Below are 18,209 nucleotides of genomic sequence, written 5' to 3'. Positions count from 1 at the left end.
ATTTTTTTAGGCAAAATGTGATTAATTGCTTTTCATTGTGGGGCGTTCGCTATATCATTAGCACTTATTTTTATCTATTGATTGTTCAACCAACTTGTTAGGGAGAAAACCAAAGCTAGTGGAAAATTCAGTTCAAACCAAACCGATTATTGAGCTTCGTTCTTTAACTAAGTCTTATGGCGACAAAACGATTATTGATGGTTTAAATCTTACCATTAACAATGGCGAATTTTTGACGATTTTAGGGCCTTCAGGCTGTGGTAAAACCACTGTTTTACGTTTAATTGCAGGATTAGAAGATCCTAACGGCGGTAAGATTATTCTTGACGGGCAGGATATTACTGACGTGCCAGCAGAACGTCGCTTTGTGAATACCGTATTCCAAAGTTATGCTCTTTTCCCACATATGACGATTTTTGAGAATGTGGCTTTTGGTTTACGTATGCAAAAAGTGCCAAACGCAGAAATTAAGCCACGTGTAATGGAAGCCTTACGTATGGTTCGTTTAGAAGAAATGGCTGAACGTAAACCCACTCAGCTTTCTGGCGGTCAGCAACAGCGTATTGCCATTGCAAGAGCGGTAGTCAATAAGCCAAAAGTGTTATTACTAGACGAATCTCTTTCTGCATTGGATTATAAATTGCGTAAAGAAATGCAAAATGAACTGAAAGCATTGCAACGTCAATTAGGGATTACCTTTATTTTCGTTACTCACGATCAAGAAGAAGCCTTGACGATGTCTGATCGTATTATCGTAATGAACAAAGGGAATATTGAACAAGACGGTACGCCTCGTGAAATTTACGAAGAGCCGAAGAATTTATTTGTTGCACGCTTTATTGGTGAGATCAACGTTTTTGATGCCAAAGTGATTGAGCGTGTAAGCGAAAAAACCGTAAAAGCCAATGTTGAAGGACGTATTTGTGAAATCTATACGGATTTACCGGTTCAACCAGATCAACACTTGAAAGTGCTTTTACGCCCTGAAGATATTGTGATTGAAGAATTAGATGAAAATGAGCAATCTAAAGCGATTATCGGACACGTTTCTGATCGTAACTATAAAGGAATGACGTTGGAATCCAGCATTATTCTTGATCATAATGATATGAAAGTGTTAGTGAGCGAATTCTTCAATGAAGATGATCCGCATATTGATCACTCAGTAGGACAAAAAGTCGCCCTCACTTGGCACGAAGGTTGGGAGGTTGTGTTAGACGATGAAGACAGCTAATACGGGATTTCAAAAAATTACCATTACAACCATCTTTGCTTGGTTAATTTTGTTTGTATTAGCGCCTAACCTATTGGTGCTAACAGTCAGTTTCTTAACCCGTGATGGCAGTGATTTTTATGCATTGCCATTTACCTTTGAGAATTACACACGCCTATTTGAACCGCTTTATGCCCAAGTGGTGTGGAATTCACTTTATATGTCGGGTATTGCCACCATTATTTGTTTAATTATTGGTTACCCTTTTGCCTTTATGATTAGCAAAATTAAGGAAAAATATCGTCCAATTTTGCTTTTTTTAGTGGTTTTACCATTTTGGACAAACTCACTTATTCGTATTTATGGAATGAAAATTTTCCTTGGCGTAAAAGGGGTGTTAAATAGCACATTACTGACCTTAGGCATAATTAACGAACCAATTCGTATTCTAAATACCGAAGTTGCGGTAATTATTGGTTTAGTCTATTTATTATTACCATTTATGATTTTGCCATTGTATGCTGCTATTGAAAAATTAGATCACCGTTTATTAGAAGCGGCTAAAGACTTAGGAGCAAACAGTTTCCAACGCTTTGTCAAAGTGATTATTCCACTCACGATGCCGGGCATTATCGCAGGTTGCTTATTAGTGTTATTACCTGCTATGGGAATGTTCTATGTGGCTGATTTACTTGGCGGTGCGAAAGTGTTACTGGTGGGTAACGTGATTAAGAGCGAGTTCTTAATTTCACGTAACTGGCCATTTGGTTCAGCAATTAGTATTGGCTTAACCATTTTAATGGCGTTACTCATTTTTGTTTATTACAAAGCAAGTAAATTAATGAATAAGAAAATGGAGTTGGAATAATGAGTCGTTTACTGCGTAATATTTTTATGTTGGTGGTGTACGCTTATTTGTATATCCCAATTATCATTTTGGTCACCAATTCTTTTAATGCTGATCGTTATGGATTGAGTTGGAAAGGGTTTAGCTGGAATTGGTATGAGCGTTTATTTAATAACGATACGCTGATCCAAGCCGCATTGCACTCGGTTACCATTGCCTTTTTTGCGGCAACCCTTGCCACCATTGTGGGAGGATTAACTGCCATAGCCTTATATCGCTATCGTTTCCGCGGTAAACAAGCGGTGAGCGGAATGTTATTTATCGTTATGATGTCGCCTGATATCGTTATGGCCGTATCCCTACTTGCCCTATTTATGATTGTCGGTATTTCATTAGGTTTTTGGTCATTATTACTGGCACATATTACCTTCTGCTTACCTTATGTGGTGGTGACAGTCTTTTCACGCTTAAAAGGATTTGATGCCAAAATGCTTGAAGCGGCAAAAGATTTAGGTGCGAGTGAAATTACCATTCTGCGAAAAATTATTCTGCCTTTAGCCTTGCCTGCCATTGTCTCAGGCTGGTTACTCAGCTTTACCATTTCACTTGACGATGTTGTGGTTTCCTCTTTCGTAAGTGGTGTCAGCTACGAAATTTTACCACTGAAAATTTTCTCATTGGTAAAAACAGGGGTAACACCTGAAGTGAATGCACTGGCAACCATAATGATTATTTTCTCGCTAACTTTAGTCATATTAAGTCAGCTTGTGGCGAAAAAAGATAAATAGCCCGAAAAGGAAAATAATACTTCACAAATAAGTATAGACAAAATAGAATACGCCTTGACGCCCTCAAGGCGTTTTTTATTCGTATTTTGTTATACAAAATATATCTCTAACCCTCTTAACAGGAGAATGATAGAAATGAAAAAATTTGCAGGTCTTTTCACAGCCGGAATGATCGCAGTGACTTTAACAGCTTGTAATGATAAAGAAACAAAGAATGCGGAAACCAAAGCCCCCGCTAACGATACCGTATATCTTTACACTTGGACAGAATATGTGCCAGATGGCCTATTAGATGAATTTACTAAAGAAACTGGAATCAAAGTCATTGTTTCAAGTCTAGAATCTAATGAAACAATGTACGCTAAATTAAAAACACAAGGTGAATCCGGTGGTTACGATGTGATTGCCCCATCAAACTACTTTGTGTCAAAAATGGCGCGTGAAGGTATGTTAATGCCATTAGATCACAGCAAATTACCTGTTATTAAAGAGCTAAACCCAGACTGGTTAGATAAACCTTATGATAAAGGTAACAAATATTCTTTACCACAATTATTAGGCGCACCGGGTATTGCCTATAACACCAATGATTACAAAGGATCTGATTTCACTTCTTGGGGTGATTTATGGAAACCTGAATTTGCGGGAAAAGTACAATTACTTGATGATGCACGCGAAGTCTTTAACATTGCATTATTAAAATTAGGTCAAGATCCAAATACCCAAGATCCTGCTATCATCAAACAGGCTTACGAAGAGTTACTCAAATTACGTCCAAACGTACTTTCTTTCAACTCTGACAACCCAGCTAACTCATTCATCTCTGGTGAAGTAACAGTTGGTCAATTATGGAACGGTTCTGTGCGTATTGCGAAAAAAGAACAAGCACCTTTAGATATGGTATTCCCGAAAGAAGGGCCTGTTCTTTGGGTTGATACCCTTGCCATTCCAGCAACCTCTAAAAACCCTGATGGCGCACACAAACTAATTAACTATATGTTAGGTGCTAAAACTGCGGCAAAATTAACGGAAGAAATTGGCTATCCAACATCAAATGTTGAAGCATTAAAATTACTTCCTGATGAAATTACTAAAGACCCAGCAATCTACCCAACCGCTGAAGTATTACAAAACAGCTACTGGCAAGATGATGTTGGTGATGCGGTTCAGTACTATGAAGAATATTACCAAAAATTAAAAGCCGCGAAATAATTTCTCGCGACAAATAAACCTCGCTAAATGCGAGGTTTATTTTTGTCTTCTAGCAAAAAATTTATCAAAATCTTACCGCACTTAATATTTTTATCACGCAATAATTCACCCAAGTTACAATAAATGCGCAAAATAACGAGCATTTACTTTTTCAATACATATGAAAATAATTACATTACTAAAAATAACAAAACAAAATAAACAAAAACCCGAATTACACAAAAACCATTAAAAATCAATACATTGCAAAAAAAAAAAAAAAAAAAAAAAAAAAAAAAAAAAAAAAAAAAAAAATAACATTCACTCCACTTGAAATTGTTATTTATGCGCCTATACTCAGTAGCAAATAGCTATTTTACCTCTCGACAAATAATCTATTTCATAAATAAGGAGTTAATAATGAGTCATACCCCTGATATTCTAACTAATCCCCTAACCAATAAAGGCACGGCTTTTACGCTTGAAGAACGTAATAAGTTAGGTTTAACAGGACGATTACCTGCTGCTGTGGAAACCCTTGATGAACAAGCCAAACGTGCTTATGAGCAGCTTTCTCGTTATGAAAAACCAATGGAAAAATACATTTTCCTTGACCAACTACATAATCGTAATGAAGTGCTTTATTATCGTCTTCTTACCGATCATCTCGCTGAAATGTTGCCTATTGTTTATGACCCAACCGTAGGTGATGCAATAAAACAATGGAGTCGTGATTATCGCCGTTCTCGTGCCGTTTATTTAAATGTGAACCGTCCAGAAGATATTCGTGCTTCTTTTGAAACATTGGGGCTTGGCGCAGAGGATGTTGATCTCATAGTCTGTTCTGATGCAGAAGAAATCCTTGGTATTGGCGATTGGGGCGTGAACGGAACGGATATTTCTGTTGGTAAACTTGCCGTCTACACTGCCGCTGCGGGCATCGATCCAAGCCGTGTCATTGCGGTGAATTTAGATGTTGGTACCGATAACGAAGCATTGCTAAATGACCCAACTTATCTTGGTAATCGACACGCTCGTGTGCGTGGTGAACGCTATGATCACTTAATTAATGAATATTTAAAAATAGCAAGTGAAATGTTCCCAAATGCCCTCTTGCACTTTGAAGATTTTGGCCCTTCTAACGCACGTCGCATCTTAGTTGAAAATCGTGAAAAATACCGTATTTTCAATGATGATATGCAAGGCACTGGCGCAATTGTTATGGCAGCAGTCATTTCAGGTTTAAAAGTTACGAAACAAACATTCGCTGAACAACGCCTTGTGGTCTATGGGGCGGGAACTGCGGGAACAGGAATGGCAGATCAAATTAGTGCCGCAATGGAACGTAATGGACTTTCTCGCGAAGAAGCCAAAAAACGCGTATGGCTCATTGATATTAATGGCTTAGTCACTGATGATATGCCAAATCTACCGAATTACCAGCAAGAATATGCGCGCTCTGCTGATGAAGTGGCAGATTGGCAACGTTCAGAGGGTAAAATTGGTTTGTTAGAAGTTGTAAAACAAGTCAAACCAACCATTTTAATTGGCACCTCCACAGATCACGGTGCATTCACTGAAGAAGTCATCAAAGCACTTTGTGAAGGCGTAGAACGTCCAATTTTATTACCACTCTCTAACCCAACAGAGCGTATTGAAGTGATGCCACAAGATGCAATCCCTTGGTCAAAAGGTAAAGCCTTAATCGCAACGGGTATTCCAGTATCTCCTGTGCAATATAACGGAACGGCTTTCTATATTGGGCAAGGTAACAATGCGCTGCTTTATCCCGGCTTAGGATTAGGCGTCATTGTATCAGGGGCAAGCCAAGTCACTGACGGAATGTTACTTGCTGCCGCTGAAGCTGTTGCAAGCCAAGTCAATCCACAAGATTTAGGGGCGGCGTTACTTCCCCCAGTAGATAATTTACGCGCTTCGTCAGCAACGGTGGCTGTCGCCGTCGCCAAACAAGCAATAAAAGATGGTGTTGCAACCAAACAGAGTGATAACTGGGTACAAAGCGTGCAAAACGCAATGTGGCAAGCCGTTTATCGCTAAATACGCCTATGCCGTCTGAAAATCAGGCGGCATTTTTATAAAAAAGACGGCGCTTTTATTAATTAATCTCACAAAGCGCTTTCAAAATAATCCTAAAAAAGAAATTATTCCAACAGAGGAAAATATAATGCTTTTTCTCACCGCACTTGAAAGTGTCTTATCTATCGTTCTGATTATTGTATTAGGTTTTTATTTACGCCATAAAGGCTATTTTGCAGACAGCTTTGCTGGCAATATTTCTAAACTCATTATGAATATTGCCCTCCCAGCTTCTATTTTTATTTCTGTGCTAAGTTACCTTACTCGTGAAAAATTATTTTCGCTATCAGATGGATTAATTTATGGTACTGCTGCAATATTCTTAGGTTATATTATTGCGTGGTTAATGACAAAAGCCTTCAATATTCGTGCAGGGCGGAAAGGTGTTTTTATTAATACGATAGTAAACGCTAATACCATATTTATCGGCTTACCCTTAAATATTGCATTATTTGGTGAAAATAGTATGCCTTATTTTTTGGTCTATTATGTACTAAATACCATTTCCACTTGGACTTTCGGCGCTTGGCTGATTGCACGAGATAGTAGCCAATCACAATCATCACCACATCGCTTATTTAACTGGAAAAAACTTTTACCTCCACCGTTACTCGGATTTCTTGTTGCCCTCATTTTTTTACTCATCAATATTCCTGTACCAAATTTTATTCATAGCGCATTAAGCTATATAGGGGCAATGGTTACGCCACTTTCACTCATTTATATTGGCATCACGCTTTATGATGCGGGATTAAAAAGCCTCAAATTTGATAAAGACACCATTACCGCACTCATCGGCAAATTTGCTATCGCCCCAGCGATTATGGTATTTCTCATTTTTATTGGTAAAACCGTGCTACCATTGCCAACGATTGAGGCACAAACGCTGATTCTACAATCCTCCGTTTCTGCTCTTGCCATATTGCCTATTCTTGCCAATGAAGCCAAAGGTGACGTGTCTTTTGCTACCAATATTGTTACCACAAGCACCTTATTATTTATTCCTATTGTGCCACTGATTGATGGTTTACTTGGGCTTTTAAACTAAATTTACGAAAAGAGCACCGCACTTATAAAAATGCTGTTTATCTGATTTAAACAGCATTTTGTATCATTTTATTTTTTCCACGTTATTTTGTTACTTAGAAATAATTCTTATAAAATTCTATTAATCTCTCCATAAATCAAAATAATCAAACTCATCCTATTCCACTTTAATTTCCCTCATTATTTTTCTAAATAAAAAAATAATATATCTTGCACTTCCTCAGCTTTCCTTTTACTCTAATTAAGCTACAAATTAGTCTAATAAGGAGTTCCTATGGCACACATTTCAACGATTCATTACACTGGCAATTTGCACAATGATTTAATCCATTTACAAAGTGGAAACAAAATTTCCACTGATGCCCCTGTGGATAATAATGGTAAAGGTGAAGCCTTCTCACCAACAGATTTACTTGCTGCTTCACTTGCCGCCTGTGCAATGACAATTATGGGAATTCGAGCAAGAGATCTTGGCGTGGATTTGCAAGGCACACGCATCGAAGTAGAAAAAGAAATGGCGCTCAACCCACGCCGAGTCGCACGTATTGTATTAGATTTTTATCTTAACAAAGCGCTTGATGAACGCATGCGTGCCACGCTCGAAGCCGCGGCTCACACCTGCCCTGTCGCCAAAAGCCTCAGCGCAGATTTAGTACAAGAATTTCGTTTTCATTACGAATAGTGGACAAAAAAGCCTTATTTTCATAGAAAATAAGGCTCTCACTTTCAATTATTTAAACCATTCTTCAGAAAACTGCTGTGGAGAAATCGGATTAATGTGTTCTTATAGACATAAGATTTAGTTCTCCAAAAACCTTTCCCTTAACTGATGCAACTGATCACGTACCGCAGCGGCTTTTTCAAATTCCAAGTTTTGGGCGTGTTTGTACATTTGTTGTTCCAGTTTTTTGATTTGTTGCTGAAGTTCTTTTGTACTGGTTGGTTGATAAAGTGCGGTAGGTTCTGCCACTGATTTTTGTTTTTGCTTGCTTTTTGCTTTGTTATTGGTTGCACTTTGTCCAATATCAAGCAATTCGCCGACTTTTTTATTCAACGCTTGTGGCACAATGCCGTGTTCTTCATTGTATTTCATTTGTTTTTCACGGCGGCGGTTGGTTTCGTTAATGGCTTTGTCCATTGATTTGGTAATACTATCAGCATACAAAATGGCTTTACCATTTAAATTTCGTGCCGCACGTCCAATGGTTTGGATCAATGATCGTTCGGAACGCAAAAAGCCTTCTTTATCGGCATCTAAAATTGCGACTAAAGACACTTCGGGAATGTCTAAGCCCTCACGTAATAAGTTGATTCCGACCAATACGTCAAATTCCCCTAAACGTAAATCTCGAATGATTTCTACCCGTTCTACGGTATCAATATCAGAATGCAAATAACGCACGCGCACACCGTGTTCTTCTAAATAATCGGTCAGATCTTCTGCCATTCGTTTGGTGAGTGTAGTAACTAAAACGCGTTCATTTTTATCCGCTCTTTGGCGAGCCTCGGAAAGTAAGTCATCCACTTGAATCGCTACGGGGCGGATTTCAATTTCAGGATCGAGTAACCCCGTTGGGCGCACGACTTGATCGATAATCTCACTGCCTGATTTTTCTAATTCGTAAGGACCGGGCGTAGCTGAAACATAAATGGTTTGCGGAGCAAGGCGTTCAAATTCTTCAAAACGTAATGGGCGATTATCCAACGCAGAAGGCAATCGAAAGCCATATTCCACCAAGGTTTCTTTACGTGAACGGTCGCCACGATACATTCCACCAATTTGTGGCACAGTAACGTGAGATTCATCAATAATTAATAAGCCATCGGCGGGAATATAGTCAAATAACGTCGGAGGTGGCTCACCTTCTTTACGCCCAGATAAATAGCGAGAATAATTTTCAATGCCTGAGCAATAACCCAATTCGTTCATCATTTCAATATCAAACTGAGTGCGCTGGGTAATACGTTGTTCCTCTAGCAATTTATTTTCTTTGATGAAATACTCTCGGCGCTGTGCCAGCTCCGCTTTGATTTGCTCAATGGCATCTAAAATCCGTTCACGCGGGGTAACATAGTGGGTTTTCGGATAAATAGTGTAACGTGGCACGGCACCGAAATTGGTGCCTGTGAGCGGATCAAATAAACTTAAACGTTCAATTTCATCATCAAATAATTCAATACGAACCGCTTGATCATCAGACTCCGCTGGGAAAATATCAATAATTTCTCCCCTTACTCTGAATGTCCCTCGCTGAAATGCCTGATCATTGCGGGTATATTGCAACTCCGCTAATTTCGCTAAAATTTGTCGCTGGTTAATAATCGCGCCCGTTTGTAAATGTAACATCATCTTCAAATAGCTATCGGGATCACCCAAACCATAAATAGCAGAAACGGAGGCAACCACAATGGTATCACGCCGTTCTAAAAAGGATTTTGTTGCAGACAGACGCATTTGTTCAATTTGGTCATTAATAGACGCATCTTTTTCAATAAACGTATCACTACTTGGGACATAGGCTTCTGGCTGATAATAATCGTAATAAGAAACAAAATATTCCACCGCATTTTCAGGGAAAAACGTCTTCATTTCGGCATAAAGCTGAGCTGCAAGGGTTTTGTTCGGTGCCAACAACATTGCGGGGCGATTAAGTTTGGCAATGACATTGGCAATGGTAAAGGTTTTACCCGATCCCGTTACGCCAAGTAGCGTTTGATGAGCCAAACCATCATTAAGATTTTCGCTCAACTTTTCTATCGCCTGAGGTTGATCGCCCGAGGGAGAAAAATCAGAATGCAGAATAAACGGTTTGCTGTGAATTTTGTTACTCATAAAAAACGCCCTATTAGAAAAGTGCGGTCAATTTTAGCATAATTTTTTCCTTTCGGCTTGAACAAAACATTAAGTTTTACACAGAGTTATATTTGTCAAGATTGAAATCTCACAAAATCAAAAAAAATTTTAAAAAAATTTCTAGATTTTTATTAACCAATTGATAAATAATAAAATGTTATTTTACAATCAATTTTATTGCTAATCAGTAAATACCTAGTTTTTTCAAGGGATCAGCGATTTTTTCAAATAAGAACTCACAGACTTATCCACAAGCACTGTGGATATAAAAAAAGAACATAATTTTTCAACATTTTTTTTAATTTCACTGTTGACAAAGGAAAGACAGATCATTATCATCTGCGACCAATTCCTTGTGATACAGAATTATTCCTCCTTAGTTCAGTCGGTAGAACGGCGGACTGTTAATCCGTATGTCGCTGGTTCAAGTCCAGCAGGAGGAGCCAATTTTCTCTTTTGGCAGTTTTTATTTGTCTCCTTTTATAAAAGCTATTTAATTCCAAAAGAGCTTAAAGCCCATATCCTCCTTATGGGCTTTTATTTTTTCTAATTAACCTTTCATAAGAATGATAATATCCGTTACTTTTCATCATTTATAGGACAAGCAAATGTTTTTATCTTTTCTCGCTATACTTATCGGATTAGTGATTTTAGTCTGGAGTGCAGATCGTTTTATTGATGGTGCCGCTTCTCTTGCCAGCTATTTAGGGATGTCGCCCCTATTAATTGGCATTGTTATTATTGGGTTTGGTACCTCTGCGCCTGAAATCATTGTTTCTGCCCTTTCAGCCCTCAACCACAGCCCGGGAATTGCACTGGGCAATGCTTATGGCTCAAACATCACCAATATTGCATTAATTTTAGGTGTCACTGCCATTATTAAGCCAATTATAGTCAATTCACAAGTGCTAAAAAAAGAATTGCCTGTGTTAATGTTTGTTACCCTACTTTCTGCTTGTTTAATTTATGATGCCACCATTTCTCGTCTTGATGCCGTGATTTTATTGGCAGTTTTCACGCTCTATATGGGCTGGACAATTTGGCAAGGCATAAAACATTCAAGCGATAGCCTTGGGCAAGACATTACCGATGAACTCAAAGAAAAATCACAAATGCCGTTAAAAACCGCCTTATTATGGTTAGTCATTGGATTGGCATTATTAATGGGCAGTTCGCAATTATTAGTGTGGGGGGCAGTAAATATCGCCACTTATTTAGGTGTGAGTGATTTAATTATCGGCTTAACCATTGTTGCCATCGGTACGTCATTACCTGAATTAGCAGCTTCTATTATGGCGGCAAGAAAAAATGAATTAGATCTCGCTGTGGGCAATATTATTGGTTCTAACTTGTTTAACACACTTGCGGTAGTAGGGATTGCAGGTGCTATTACCCCAATTCAAGCAACGTCCGAAGTGTTTAGTCGAGATATGCTCGTTATGATCGCCTTGACGGGCTTACTGTTTTTATTTGGTTATGGGTTCAAAGGACGAACAGGGCAGATTAACCGCCTTGAAGGGCTAATGTTATTTCTCGCTTATGTGGCGTATAATTCTTTGCTTATTTACACCGCACTTTGATTTGAATAATAAGACAATCAAAAGAAAAAAGGGGTGAGCTTTCACCCCTATTTTTCACCGGAAAGATTATCCTCCAAATAGCACCGCGCCACCACGCATAGGCAAGGTTGTGCCATAAAAAAGTGCTGTAGCAAAGAAAATCACCACGCCGCCTGCGATCAATTTCACGACAATCTCAGCATAAGGCGAATTTTCCGAGCTAAAATACCAACGCCCCAACTTCACTGCGGTTTGCCTTGCGTATTGCACAATCAACGCAAATAAAGAGAGCGTCATTCCTGTGCCAACCGCCATTGCCATCGCGGCTGCGATTCCCCACTTATAAAGATTGAGCATATAGGAAAGAAAAAGAATAAAAATCGCCCCTGAGCAAGGTCGCATACCAATCGTTAAAATCACAAGCAAGCGGGATTTAAAATTTGTGGCGTGATCTAATTGCTGTGAACTGGGTAAATGTTGATGCCCACAGCTGCAACCTTTTTCGTGATCACAATGGATTTGTGCAACCTGAACAGGTTTCTCCAATCTATTTTTTGCCGAAGTAGGCTTAATAGAATGAATTTTCCCCAGTGAAACAGTGCGTTTACTCTGACGAAATTTGTGCAAAAATTTCACCGCACTTTGATAAATCCAATAGATGCCCAATAAGAACATCAAAATAAACGCAGAACGTTCAAGCCAAAGCTGGCTCAATTTGAAATAATGGGAAGACAATTGCAACCCCGCCACGAGAATAGATGTTGCCACCACAGCCACCAAGCCTTGCATTAAAGAAGACAATAAGGTGAGCTGAACACTGGTTTTCAATTGAGATTGATGGGTAGATAAATAACTGGCAATCACAAATTTACCGTGTCCGGGGCCAAGGGCGTGTAGCACCCCATACAAAAAACTTATCAGCATTAAGCTTAACCCCGCTTGCACGGGATAGTGATTGATTTGGTGTAAATATCCAGAAATACTTTGGTTAAACGCTTTCTGCCAACTCATCGTTTGACCAAACAAATAAGGTAAGACATAAAACCCCAGTCCCATCAGTAACAGCAATATTGCGAGGTACTTAATCCCTCTTTTTGTGTGCTTGTTTAATTGCATACAATCTCCACTTTTTGGCTAAACACTTCGCCAAGGGAACTGTCCTCATTACGCTGACTGCGATCTAAAGAAGCTGCATATTCGCGCACCTTCTGATCCACATTCGGTTCAACTACTTTGCCCGAACATTGCGCAGGAAGTTGTGAAAAATCCACCGCACTTTGTTTGTTATTAAGTGTTGGATACGTCATTGCCACAAAATAAGTGGGATCGTATGTTGCTAATTCAAACTGATTTCCCTTTAGCAGTTGGGGGTTAGACAACAAAAAATCAAAATAGTACATCACTTGTGTGCCATTTGATTTCATTCCATAATGCTGTGCCTGTGCTTTATATTTGATCTTGTTCTTATTTTTATCAAAGAGATAGCTAAAATAATGCTCATTCACAATATTTTTCATTGCCTCATCAATCAACTTTTGCTTATCACTCGGCTGAGTGGATTGCGTTAAATCATAAATAATACTGGCAGAACTTGCTTCATCCAACACCCACTGCATTGAAAAGCCCACTAATCTTCCGTCTTCTACCAATACTTTGTTGTGCATATCAATAAAAGCGTGAGGATGGGCAAAACAAGATAAAGGCAATAGCACCAATACACTTAAGCACTTTCTTAACATAACTGACCTTAATAAAAATTATTCTCAAAAAACGAATCCTATCACTAAACCCCATTTGAAACAAAATGCTCGCTGGAAATTCATTTGCTTAAATAGTATAAAAAAACAGTATTTATGTGATTTACATCAAAAAAATGTAAGTTGATCATTTCTTTATACACAATTTCTTTGTAGTATATACACCGTCAAGTGACAGCTTGATATTCATAAAGTTCCTAAATAAAATAATCAAAATAAATAGCTAAACTACTTTCCTACCTCCCATTTGGGAGGTTTTTTTTCGCTTTCAATTCGCCAAAAACAAAAACATCAAGTAAAATAACCGCACTTTTTACAGCTAAGAGAACAATTTATGTCATCACAATTTGTTTATACTATGCATCGTGTCGGTAAGGTTGTGCCGCCGAAACGTCATATTTTAAAAGATATTTCCTTAAGTTTTTTCCCAGGTGCCAAAATTGGTGTGCTAGGGCTAAATGGTGCAGGGAAATCCACCCTGCTTCGCATTATGGCTGGCGTGGATAAAGAATTTGAAGGGGAAGCGCGTCCACAACCCGGAATTAAAATTGGTTATCTCCCACAAGAACCTAAGCTAGAACCACAACAAACCGTACGCGAGGCCGTGGAAGAAGCCGTTGCAGATGTAAAAAATGCCTTAACACGTTTAGATGAAGTTTATGCGCTTTATGCCGATCCTGATGCTGACTTCGATAAACTTGCCGCCGAACAAGCACAATTAGAAGCTATTATTCAAGCGCACGATGGGCATAATCTAGAAAACCAACTTGAACGTGCCGCTGATGCGTTACGTTTACCGGATTGGGATGCCAAAATCGAGCATCTTTCAGGAGGGGAACGCCGTCGCGTAGCGCTTTGCCGCTTATTGCTTGAAAAACCAGATATGCTGTTATTAGATGAGCCAACCAACCATTTAGATGCAGAATCAGTCGCTTGGTTAGAGCGTTTCTTACACGATTACGAAGGGACTGTGGTTGCTATTACCCACGACCGTTACTTCCTAGACAATGTCGCAGGTTGGATCTTAGAGCTTGACCGCGGCGAAGGCATTCCTTGGGAAGGCAACTATTCTTCGTGGTTAGAGCAAAAAGAAAAACGCCTTGCCCAAGAAGCGGCGGCAGAATCTGCTCGTCAAAAATCCATTGAAAAAGAGTTAGAATGGGTTCGTCAAAATCCAAAAGGCCGCCAAGCAAAAAGCAAAGCTCGTATGGCGCGCTTTGAAGAATTAAACAGCGGTGAATATCAAAAACGCAACGAAACCAACGAATTATTTATTCCACCGGGTCCACGTTTAGGGGATAAAGTCATCGAAGTGAGCAATTTAACTAAAGCTTATGGTGATCGCACATTAATTGATGATTTATCTTTCAGTATTCCAAAAGGTGCGATTGTTGGGATTATCGGGGCGAACGGTGCAGGAAAATCGACCCTTTTCCGTATGCTTTCTGGGCAAGAACAACCTGATAGTGGAAATATTACGCTTGGTGAAACCGTGGTGCTTTCTTCTGTGGATCAATTCCGTGATGAAATGGACGATAGTAAAACAGTATGGGAAGAAGTCTCACACGGACAAGATATTCTGCGTATTGGTAACTTTGAAATCCCAAGTCGTGCTTATGTTGGACGTTTTAATTTTAAAGGCGTCGATCAACAAAAACGTGTTGGTGAACTGTCTGGTGGGGAACGTGGGCGTTTACATTTAGCCAAGTTATTACAAGCTGGGGGGAACGTGCTGTTATTAGACGAACCAACCAATGATCTTGACGTGGAAACTTTACGTGCCTTAGAAAATGCGATCTTAGAATTTCCGGGCTGTGCGATGGTAATTTCCCACGATCGCTGGTTCTTAGACCGTATCGCTACCCACATTCTGGATTACGGCGATGAAGGCAAAGTTACTTTCTATGAAGGCAACTTCTCAGACTATGAAGAATGGAAAAAGAAAACCTTCGGTGCTGATGCCCTACAACCGCATCGTATTAAATACAAACGTATAGCAAAATAATGGCATTAAAAAAGGCGAAATGATGATTTCGCCTTTTTGTTATAAACGGTATATAAAATCAACGCCTTTAATCAATGGAAAAATTTGAAAATCGTAGATACCACGCCAATTTCCGACTCCAAATATATAGCAACCAGTTTAATACGTCAGTCTGTCTACTTTTCTGTGAAAACTCTACAAGAGACATCCAAATAATTACGCTAATTTACTACAATGCCAGCTTTGAAAAAATATATTTAAATTTTAGCTCTCAAAAGTAGGATCAATACCTACTTTTGAGCTTAAAAACTTGCTACTCCCACTCAATCGTCGCAGGTGGTTTTCCGCTGACGTCATAGACTACGCGGGAAATGCCATCAACTTCATTAATGATACGATTGGAGATTTTGCCGAGTAAGTCGTAAGGCAAATGCGCCCAATGTGCGGTCATAAAATCAATGGTTTCTACGGCACGAAGAGAGACAACCCAGTCGTATTTACGTCCATCGCCCATTACACCGACAGATTTTACCGGTAAGAATACCGTGAACGCTTGGCTAACTTTATAATACCAACCTGAGTTGTACAGTTCCTCAATAAAGATAGCATCGGCACGACGGAGTAAATCACAGTATTCTTTTTTCACTTCACCCAGCACACGCACGCCTAAGCCCGGGCCGGGGAATGGATGGCGGTTGAGCATTTCAGCAGGTAGCCCGAGAGCTAATCCGATTTTTCGCACTTCATCTTTAAATAATTCGCGTAATGGCTCTACCAAACCAAGTTTCATATAATCCGGCAATCCGCCTACATTGTGGTGCGATTTAATCACGTGTGCTTTGCCTGTTTTACTTGCGGCAGATTCGATCACATCAGGGTAAATCGTGCCTTGTGCTAGCCATTTTACGCTGCTGAGTTTTTTCGATTCATCATCAAACACATCAACGAACACTTTACCGATCATTTTGCGTTTCGCTTCTGGATCATCAATGCCTTTTAATGCATTTAAAAAGCGATCTTCCGCATTCACATGAATGATATTTAAGCCAAATTTATCACCAAACATTGCCATTACTTGCTCTGCTTCATTAAGGCGTAGCAAACCATTATCTACAAAGACACAATGTAAGTTTTTACCGATAGCACGGTGTAATAATAAAGCCGTAACGGAAGAATCTACACCGCCTGACAAGCCTAAAATGACTTCATCATTACCAACTTGCGCTTTGATACGAGCGATCGCATCTTCAATGATATTTTCTGGCGTCCAGTTACGTTCACAACCACAAATATTCACCACAAAATTAGTTAAAAGGGCTAAGCCGCTTTTTGTGTGGGTAACTTCAGGGTGAAATTGCACGCCATAGAAGTGGCGATTTTCATCAGACATTGCGGCAATAGGACAAGTTGGCGTAACACCCGCAATTTGAAAGTGCGGTGGTAATTGGGTAACTTTATCGCCGTGACTCATCCAAACATCTAATTTATGATCACCGTCATCTAAACCGGCGAAAAGTGCGGTTGGATTTTGTAAAGAAACGGAAGCATAACCAAATTCACGGTGATCAGAGGTTTCGGTTAAACCACCTAGCTGCATTGCCATTGTTTGCATTCCATAGCAAATCCCTAATACTGGCACGCCCGCATTAAACACATATTCAGGCGCACGCGGACTGTTTTCTTCCGTCGTGCTTTCAGGTCCGCCTGAAAGAATAATGCCTGTTGGGTTAAATTCACGGATTTGTTCTTCCGTTACGTCCCACGCCCAAAGTTCACAATATACGCCAATTTCTCGTACACGGCGTGCAATAAGCTGGGTATATTGTGAACCAAAGTCCAAGATTAAAATTTTATGGTTGTGAATGTTGTTCATTGTTTACCTTTAATGTGTTACACCCTTATTAGGGTAAATAAAAAATTATTTTCTCAATGCGATAAAACAGCCTGACATCACAAGTAACATTGCAATAACTTGAGTCATATTAACGGTTTCACCAAGTAAAATAAAACTGATAATCGCTGTTGAAATCGGTACTAAGAGTTGCAGAATATTAAAAAAGACTAATCCTTGTTGTTGTACAATATAGAACGCTAAAAACATTCCCGCCATTAAGCAATAAATTCCAGCAAGGATTAAGATAATTAACATCGTGTCTGAGGTTTCTGCTAATTGAATAATGACGCCATCATCTATTGCTAAACAAAGATAAATGATGCCTGATAGTATTGCTGTTGAGGCACTAATAACAATCGGGTGAAGCACAAGTGCGGCTTTTTTTACAACAAGATTTTGTAATGGTTGTACAATAATCCAACCTGTGAGAAGTATAATTCCTGTCGTTAAATTACTGCTTTCGCCTTGATGTTGCCCCAATAGTACGAAAGCAAATGAGCCAATAAGTGCGATAATTGAACCGATGTAAAAAGTCCGTGAAGCTAAATGATTACGCTCATCTTGATAGAATATTGCTGCCATTATTGTTGCCACAGGCATCATAATGATACCAAAGATACTTCCCGTAAGTGCTGTTGTGTACTTTATTCCTTCCGTAGAAAGATAAATATTAAGCACCATAATCACAGCAATTAAGATTAAATAGCCAACTAACTTCGGCTGCTGAGCAATGAGTACCAATTGTTGGCGATATTTCCATAGTACGATTGCAACAAATATCACACCTGCTGAAAGTAGTCTAACCGCATTATTATTCAAAATGTGAAAAGACAAACTCACATAGCGGATAATGGGGAATGCAAGCCCTATCGCTAAAATATAAATGATTGCAATAAGATATTTATTATTTAACATACTCTTACATTTATATGTTTGTAAAATAGCTAATAAATTTAGCGTACTATCATACTAATTTAT

At 39.1% G+C, this 18,209-nt stretch carries 14 protein-coding genes and 1 tRNA gene; 10 read left to right on the top strand and 5 right to left on the bottom strand.

Annotation, left to right across the window (positions count from 1 at the left end):
• The first annotated feature begins 118 nt into the window (after positions 1-118).
• The 7 genes from potA (at position 119) to L5B83_RS06600 (ending at position 7,865) form a co-directional block, all read left to right on the top strand.
• Entirely contained in the window at positions 119-1,234 is a 1,116-nt protein-coding gene (gene potA, locus L5B83_RS06630) for a spermidine/putrescine ABC transporter ATP-binding protein PotA (protein WP_250349814.1), read from the top strand.
• The gene (potB, locus tag L5B83_RS06625) at positions 1,221-2,081 is read left to right on the top strand and encodes a spermidine/putrescine ABC transporter permease PotB (RefSeq protein ID WP_265777936.1); all 861 of its coding nucleotides are present in this window, start codon (positions 1,221-1,223) and stop codon (positions 2,079-2,081) included. Before potA ends, potB begins: the two co-directional genes overlap by 14 nt.
• Positions 2,081-2,848 (top strand): spermidine/putrescine ABC transporter permease PotC, encoded by a 768-nt coding sequence (potC, locus tag L5B83_RS06620; protein ID WP_250349812.1) that lies wholly within the window; start codon positions 2,081-2,083, stop codon positions 2,846-2,848. The genes potB and potC overlap by 1 nt, the downstream gene beginning before the upstream one ends.
• Positions 2,849-2,983: 135 nt before the next feature.
• Complete coding sequence (locus tag L5B83_RS06615; protein WP_250349811.1) at positions 2,984-4,060, top strand: extracellular solute-binding protein; 1,077 nt, start codon at positions 2,984-2,986, stop codon at positions 4,058-4,060.
• Between the two features lie 399 nt (positions 4,061-4,459).
• Positions 4,460-6,097: an NAD-dependent malic enzyme gene (locus L5B83_RS06610; protein WP_250363338.1), complete on the top strand. Its 1,638-nt coding sequence runs from the start codon at positions 4,460-4,462 to the stop codon at positions 6,095-6,097.
• Positions 6,098-6,224: 127 nt separating this feature from the next.
• Complete coding sequence (locus L5B83_RS06605; protein ID WP_250363339.1) at positions 6,225-7,184, top strand: AEC family transporter; 960 nt, start codon at positions 6,225-6,227, stop codon at positions 7,182-7,184.
• A gap of 273 nt (positions 7,185-7,457) precedes the next feature.
• Complete coding sequence (locus L5B83_RS06600; RefSeq protein WP_265777935.1) at positions 7,458-7,865, top strand: OsmC family protein; 408 nt, start codon at positions 7,458-7,460, stop codon at positions 7,863-7,865.
• Positions 7,866-7,982: 117 nt separating this feature from the next.
• Here L5B83_RS06600 and uvrB read toward each other — a convergent pair whose 3' ends face one another.
• Entirely contained in the window at positions 7,983-10,016 is a 2,034-nt protein-coding gene (uvrB, locus tag L5B83_RS06595) for an excinuclease ABC subunit UvrB (protein ID WP_265777934.1), read from the bottom strand.
• A gap of 391 nt (positions 10,017-10,407) precedes the next feature.
• Here uvrB and L5B83_RS06590 point away from each other — a divergent pair.
• Positions 10,408-10,483, top strand: a tRNA-Asn gene (locus tag L5B83_RS06590).
• A 162-nt stretch (positions 10,484-10,645) separates the two neighbouring features.
• Positions 10,646-11,617, top strand: coding sequence for a calcium/sodium antiporter (locus L5B83_RS06585; RefSeq protein WP_265777933.1), 972 nt, complete (start codon positions 10,646-10,648; stop codon positions 11,615-11,617).
• 66 nt (positions 11,618-11,683) lie between these two features.
• Here the strand turns inward: L5B83_RS06585 and zevB are convergent, their stop codons facing one another.
• On the bottom strand, positions 11,684-12,712 hold the full coding sequence (gene zevB / locus L5B83_RS06580) for a zinc transporter permease subunit ZevB (protein WP_265777932.1): 1,029 nt from the start codon (positions 12,710-12,712) through the stop codon (positions 11,684-11,686).
• The gene (gene zevA / locus L5B83_RS06575; protein WP_265777931.1) at positions 12,703-13,335 is read right to left on the bottom strand and encodes a zinc transporter binding subunit ZevA; all 633 of its coding nucleotides are present in this window, start codon (positions 13,333-13,335) and stop codon (positions 12,703-12,705) included. Before zevA ends, zevB begins: the two co-directional genes overlap by 10 nt.
• A gap of 352 nt (positions 13,336-13,687) precedes the next feature.
• Between zevA and ettA the strand changes: the two genes are divergently transcribed.
• Positions 13,688-15,358: an energy-dependent translational throttle protein EttA gene (gene ettA, locus L5B83_RS06570; protein ID WP_250349802.1), complete on the top strand. Its 1,671-nt coding sequence runs from the start codon at positions 13,688-13,690 to the stop codon at positions 15,356-15,358.
• 292 nt (positions 15,359-15,650) lie between these two features.
• On the opposite strand, the gene guaA is transcribed toward ettA, so the two are convergent.
• Both guaA and L5B83_RS06560 read right to left on the bottom strand, forming a co-directional pair.
• Positions 15,651-17,210 carry a glutamine-hydrolyzing GMP synthase gene (guaA, locus tag L5B83_RS06565; RefSeq protein ID WP_265777930.1) on the bottom strand — a complete coding sequence of 520 codons (1,560 nt, stop codon included), beginning with the start codon at positions 17,208-17,210 and terminating at the stop codon, positions 15,651-15,653.
• A 45-nt stretch (positions 17,211-17,255) separates the two neighbouring features.
• On the bottom strand, positions 17,256-18,146 hold the full coding sequence (locus L5B83_RS06560) for a DMT family transporter (protein WP_265777929.1): 891 nt from the start codon (positions 18,144-18,146) through the stop codon (positions 17,256-17,258).
• Positions 18,147-18,209: the final 63 nt, after the last annotated feature.

The sequence above is a fragment of the Avibacterium sp. 21-599 genome (assembly GCF_026226765.1).
Classification (GTDB): Bacteria; Pseudomonadota; Gammaproteobacteria; order Enterobacterales; family Pasteurellaceae; genus Avibacterium.
This window is presented reverse-complemented; position numbering and strand designations above follow the sequence as displayed.

Excerpts from the sequence above, each read along its gene's own strand:
- zevA (WP_265777931.1), bottom strand. The coding sequence starts at position 13,335 with ATGTTAAGAAAGTGCTTAAGTGTATTGGTGCTATTGCCTTTATCTTGT.
- L5B83_RS06610 (WP_250363338.1), top strand. The coding sequence starts at position 4,460 with ATGAGTCATACCCCTGATATTCTAACTAATCCCCTAACCAATAAAGGC.
- L5B83_RS06605 (WP_250363339.1), top strand. The coding sequence starts at position 6,225 with ATGCTTTTTCTCACCGCACTTGAAAGTGTCTTATCTATCGTTCTGATT.
- L5B83_RS06585 (WP_265777933.1), top strand. The coding sequence starts at position 10,646 with ATGTTTTTATCTTTTCTCGCTATACTTATCGGATTAGTGATTTTAGTC.
- potC (WP_250349812.1), top strand. The coding sequence starts at position 2,081 with ATGAGTCGTTTACTGCGTAATATTTTTATGTTGGTGGTGTACGCTTAT.
- uvrB (WP_265777934.1), bottom strand. The coding sequence starts at position 10,016 with ATGAGTAACAAAATTCACAGCAAACCGTTTATTCTGCATTCTGATTTT.
- ettA (WP_250349802.1), top strand. The coding sequence starts at position 13,688 with ATGTCATCACAATTTGTTTATACTATGCATCGTGTCGGTAAGGTTGTG.
- potB (WP_265777936.1), top strand. The coding sequence starts at position 1,221 with ATGAAGACAGCTAATACGGGATTTCAAAAAATTACCATTACAACCATC.
- guaA (WP_265777930.1), bottom strand. The coding sequence starts at position 17,210 with ATGAACAACATTCACAACCATAAAATTTTAATCTTGGACTTTGGTTCA.
- L5B83_RS06600 (WP_265777935.1), top strand. The coding sequence starts at position 7,458 with ATGGCACACATTTCAACGATTCATTACACTGGCAATTTGCACAATGAT.
- L5B83_RS06615 (WP_250349811.1), top strand. The coding sequence starts at position 2,984 with ATGAAAAAATTTGCAGGTCTTTTCACAGCCGGAATGATCGCAGTGACT.
- zevB (WP_265777932.1), bottom strand. The coding sequence starts at position 12,712 with ATGCAATTAAACAAGCACACAAAAAGAGGGATTAAGTACCTCGCAATA.
- L5B83_RS06560 (WP_265777929.1), bottom strand. The coding sequence starts at position 18,146 with ATGTTAAATAATAAATATCTTATTGCAATCATTTATATTTTAGCGATA.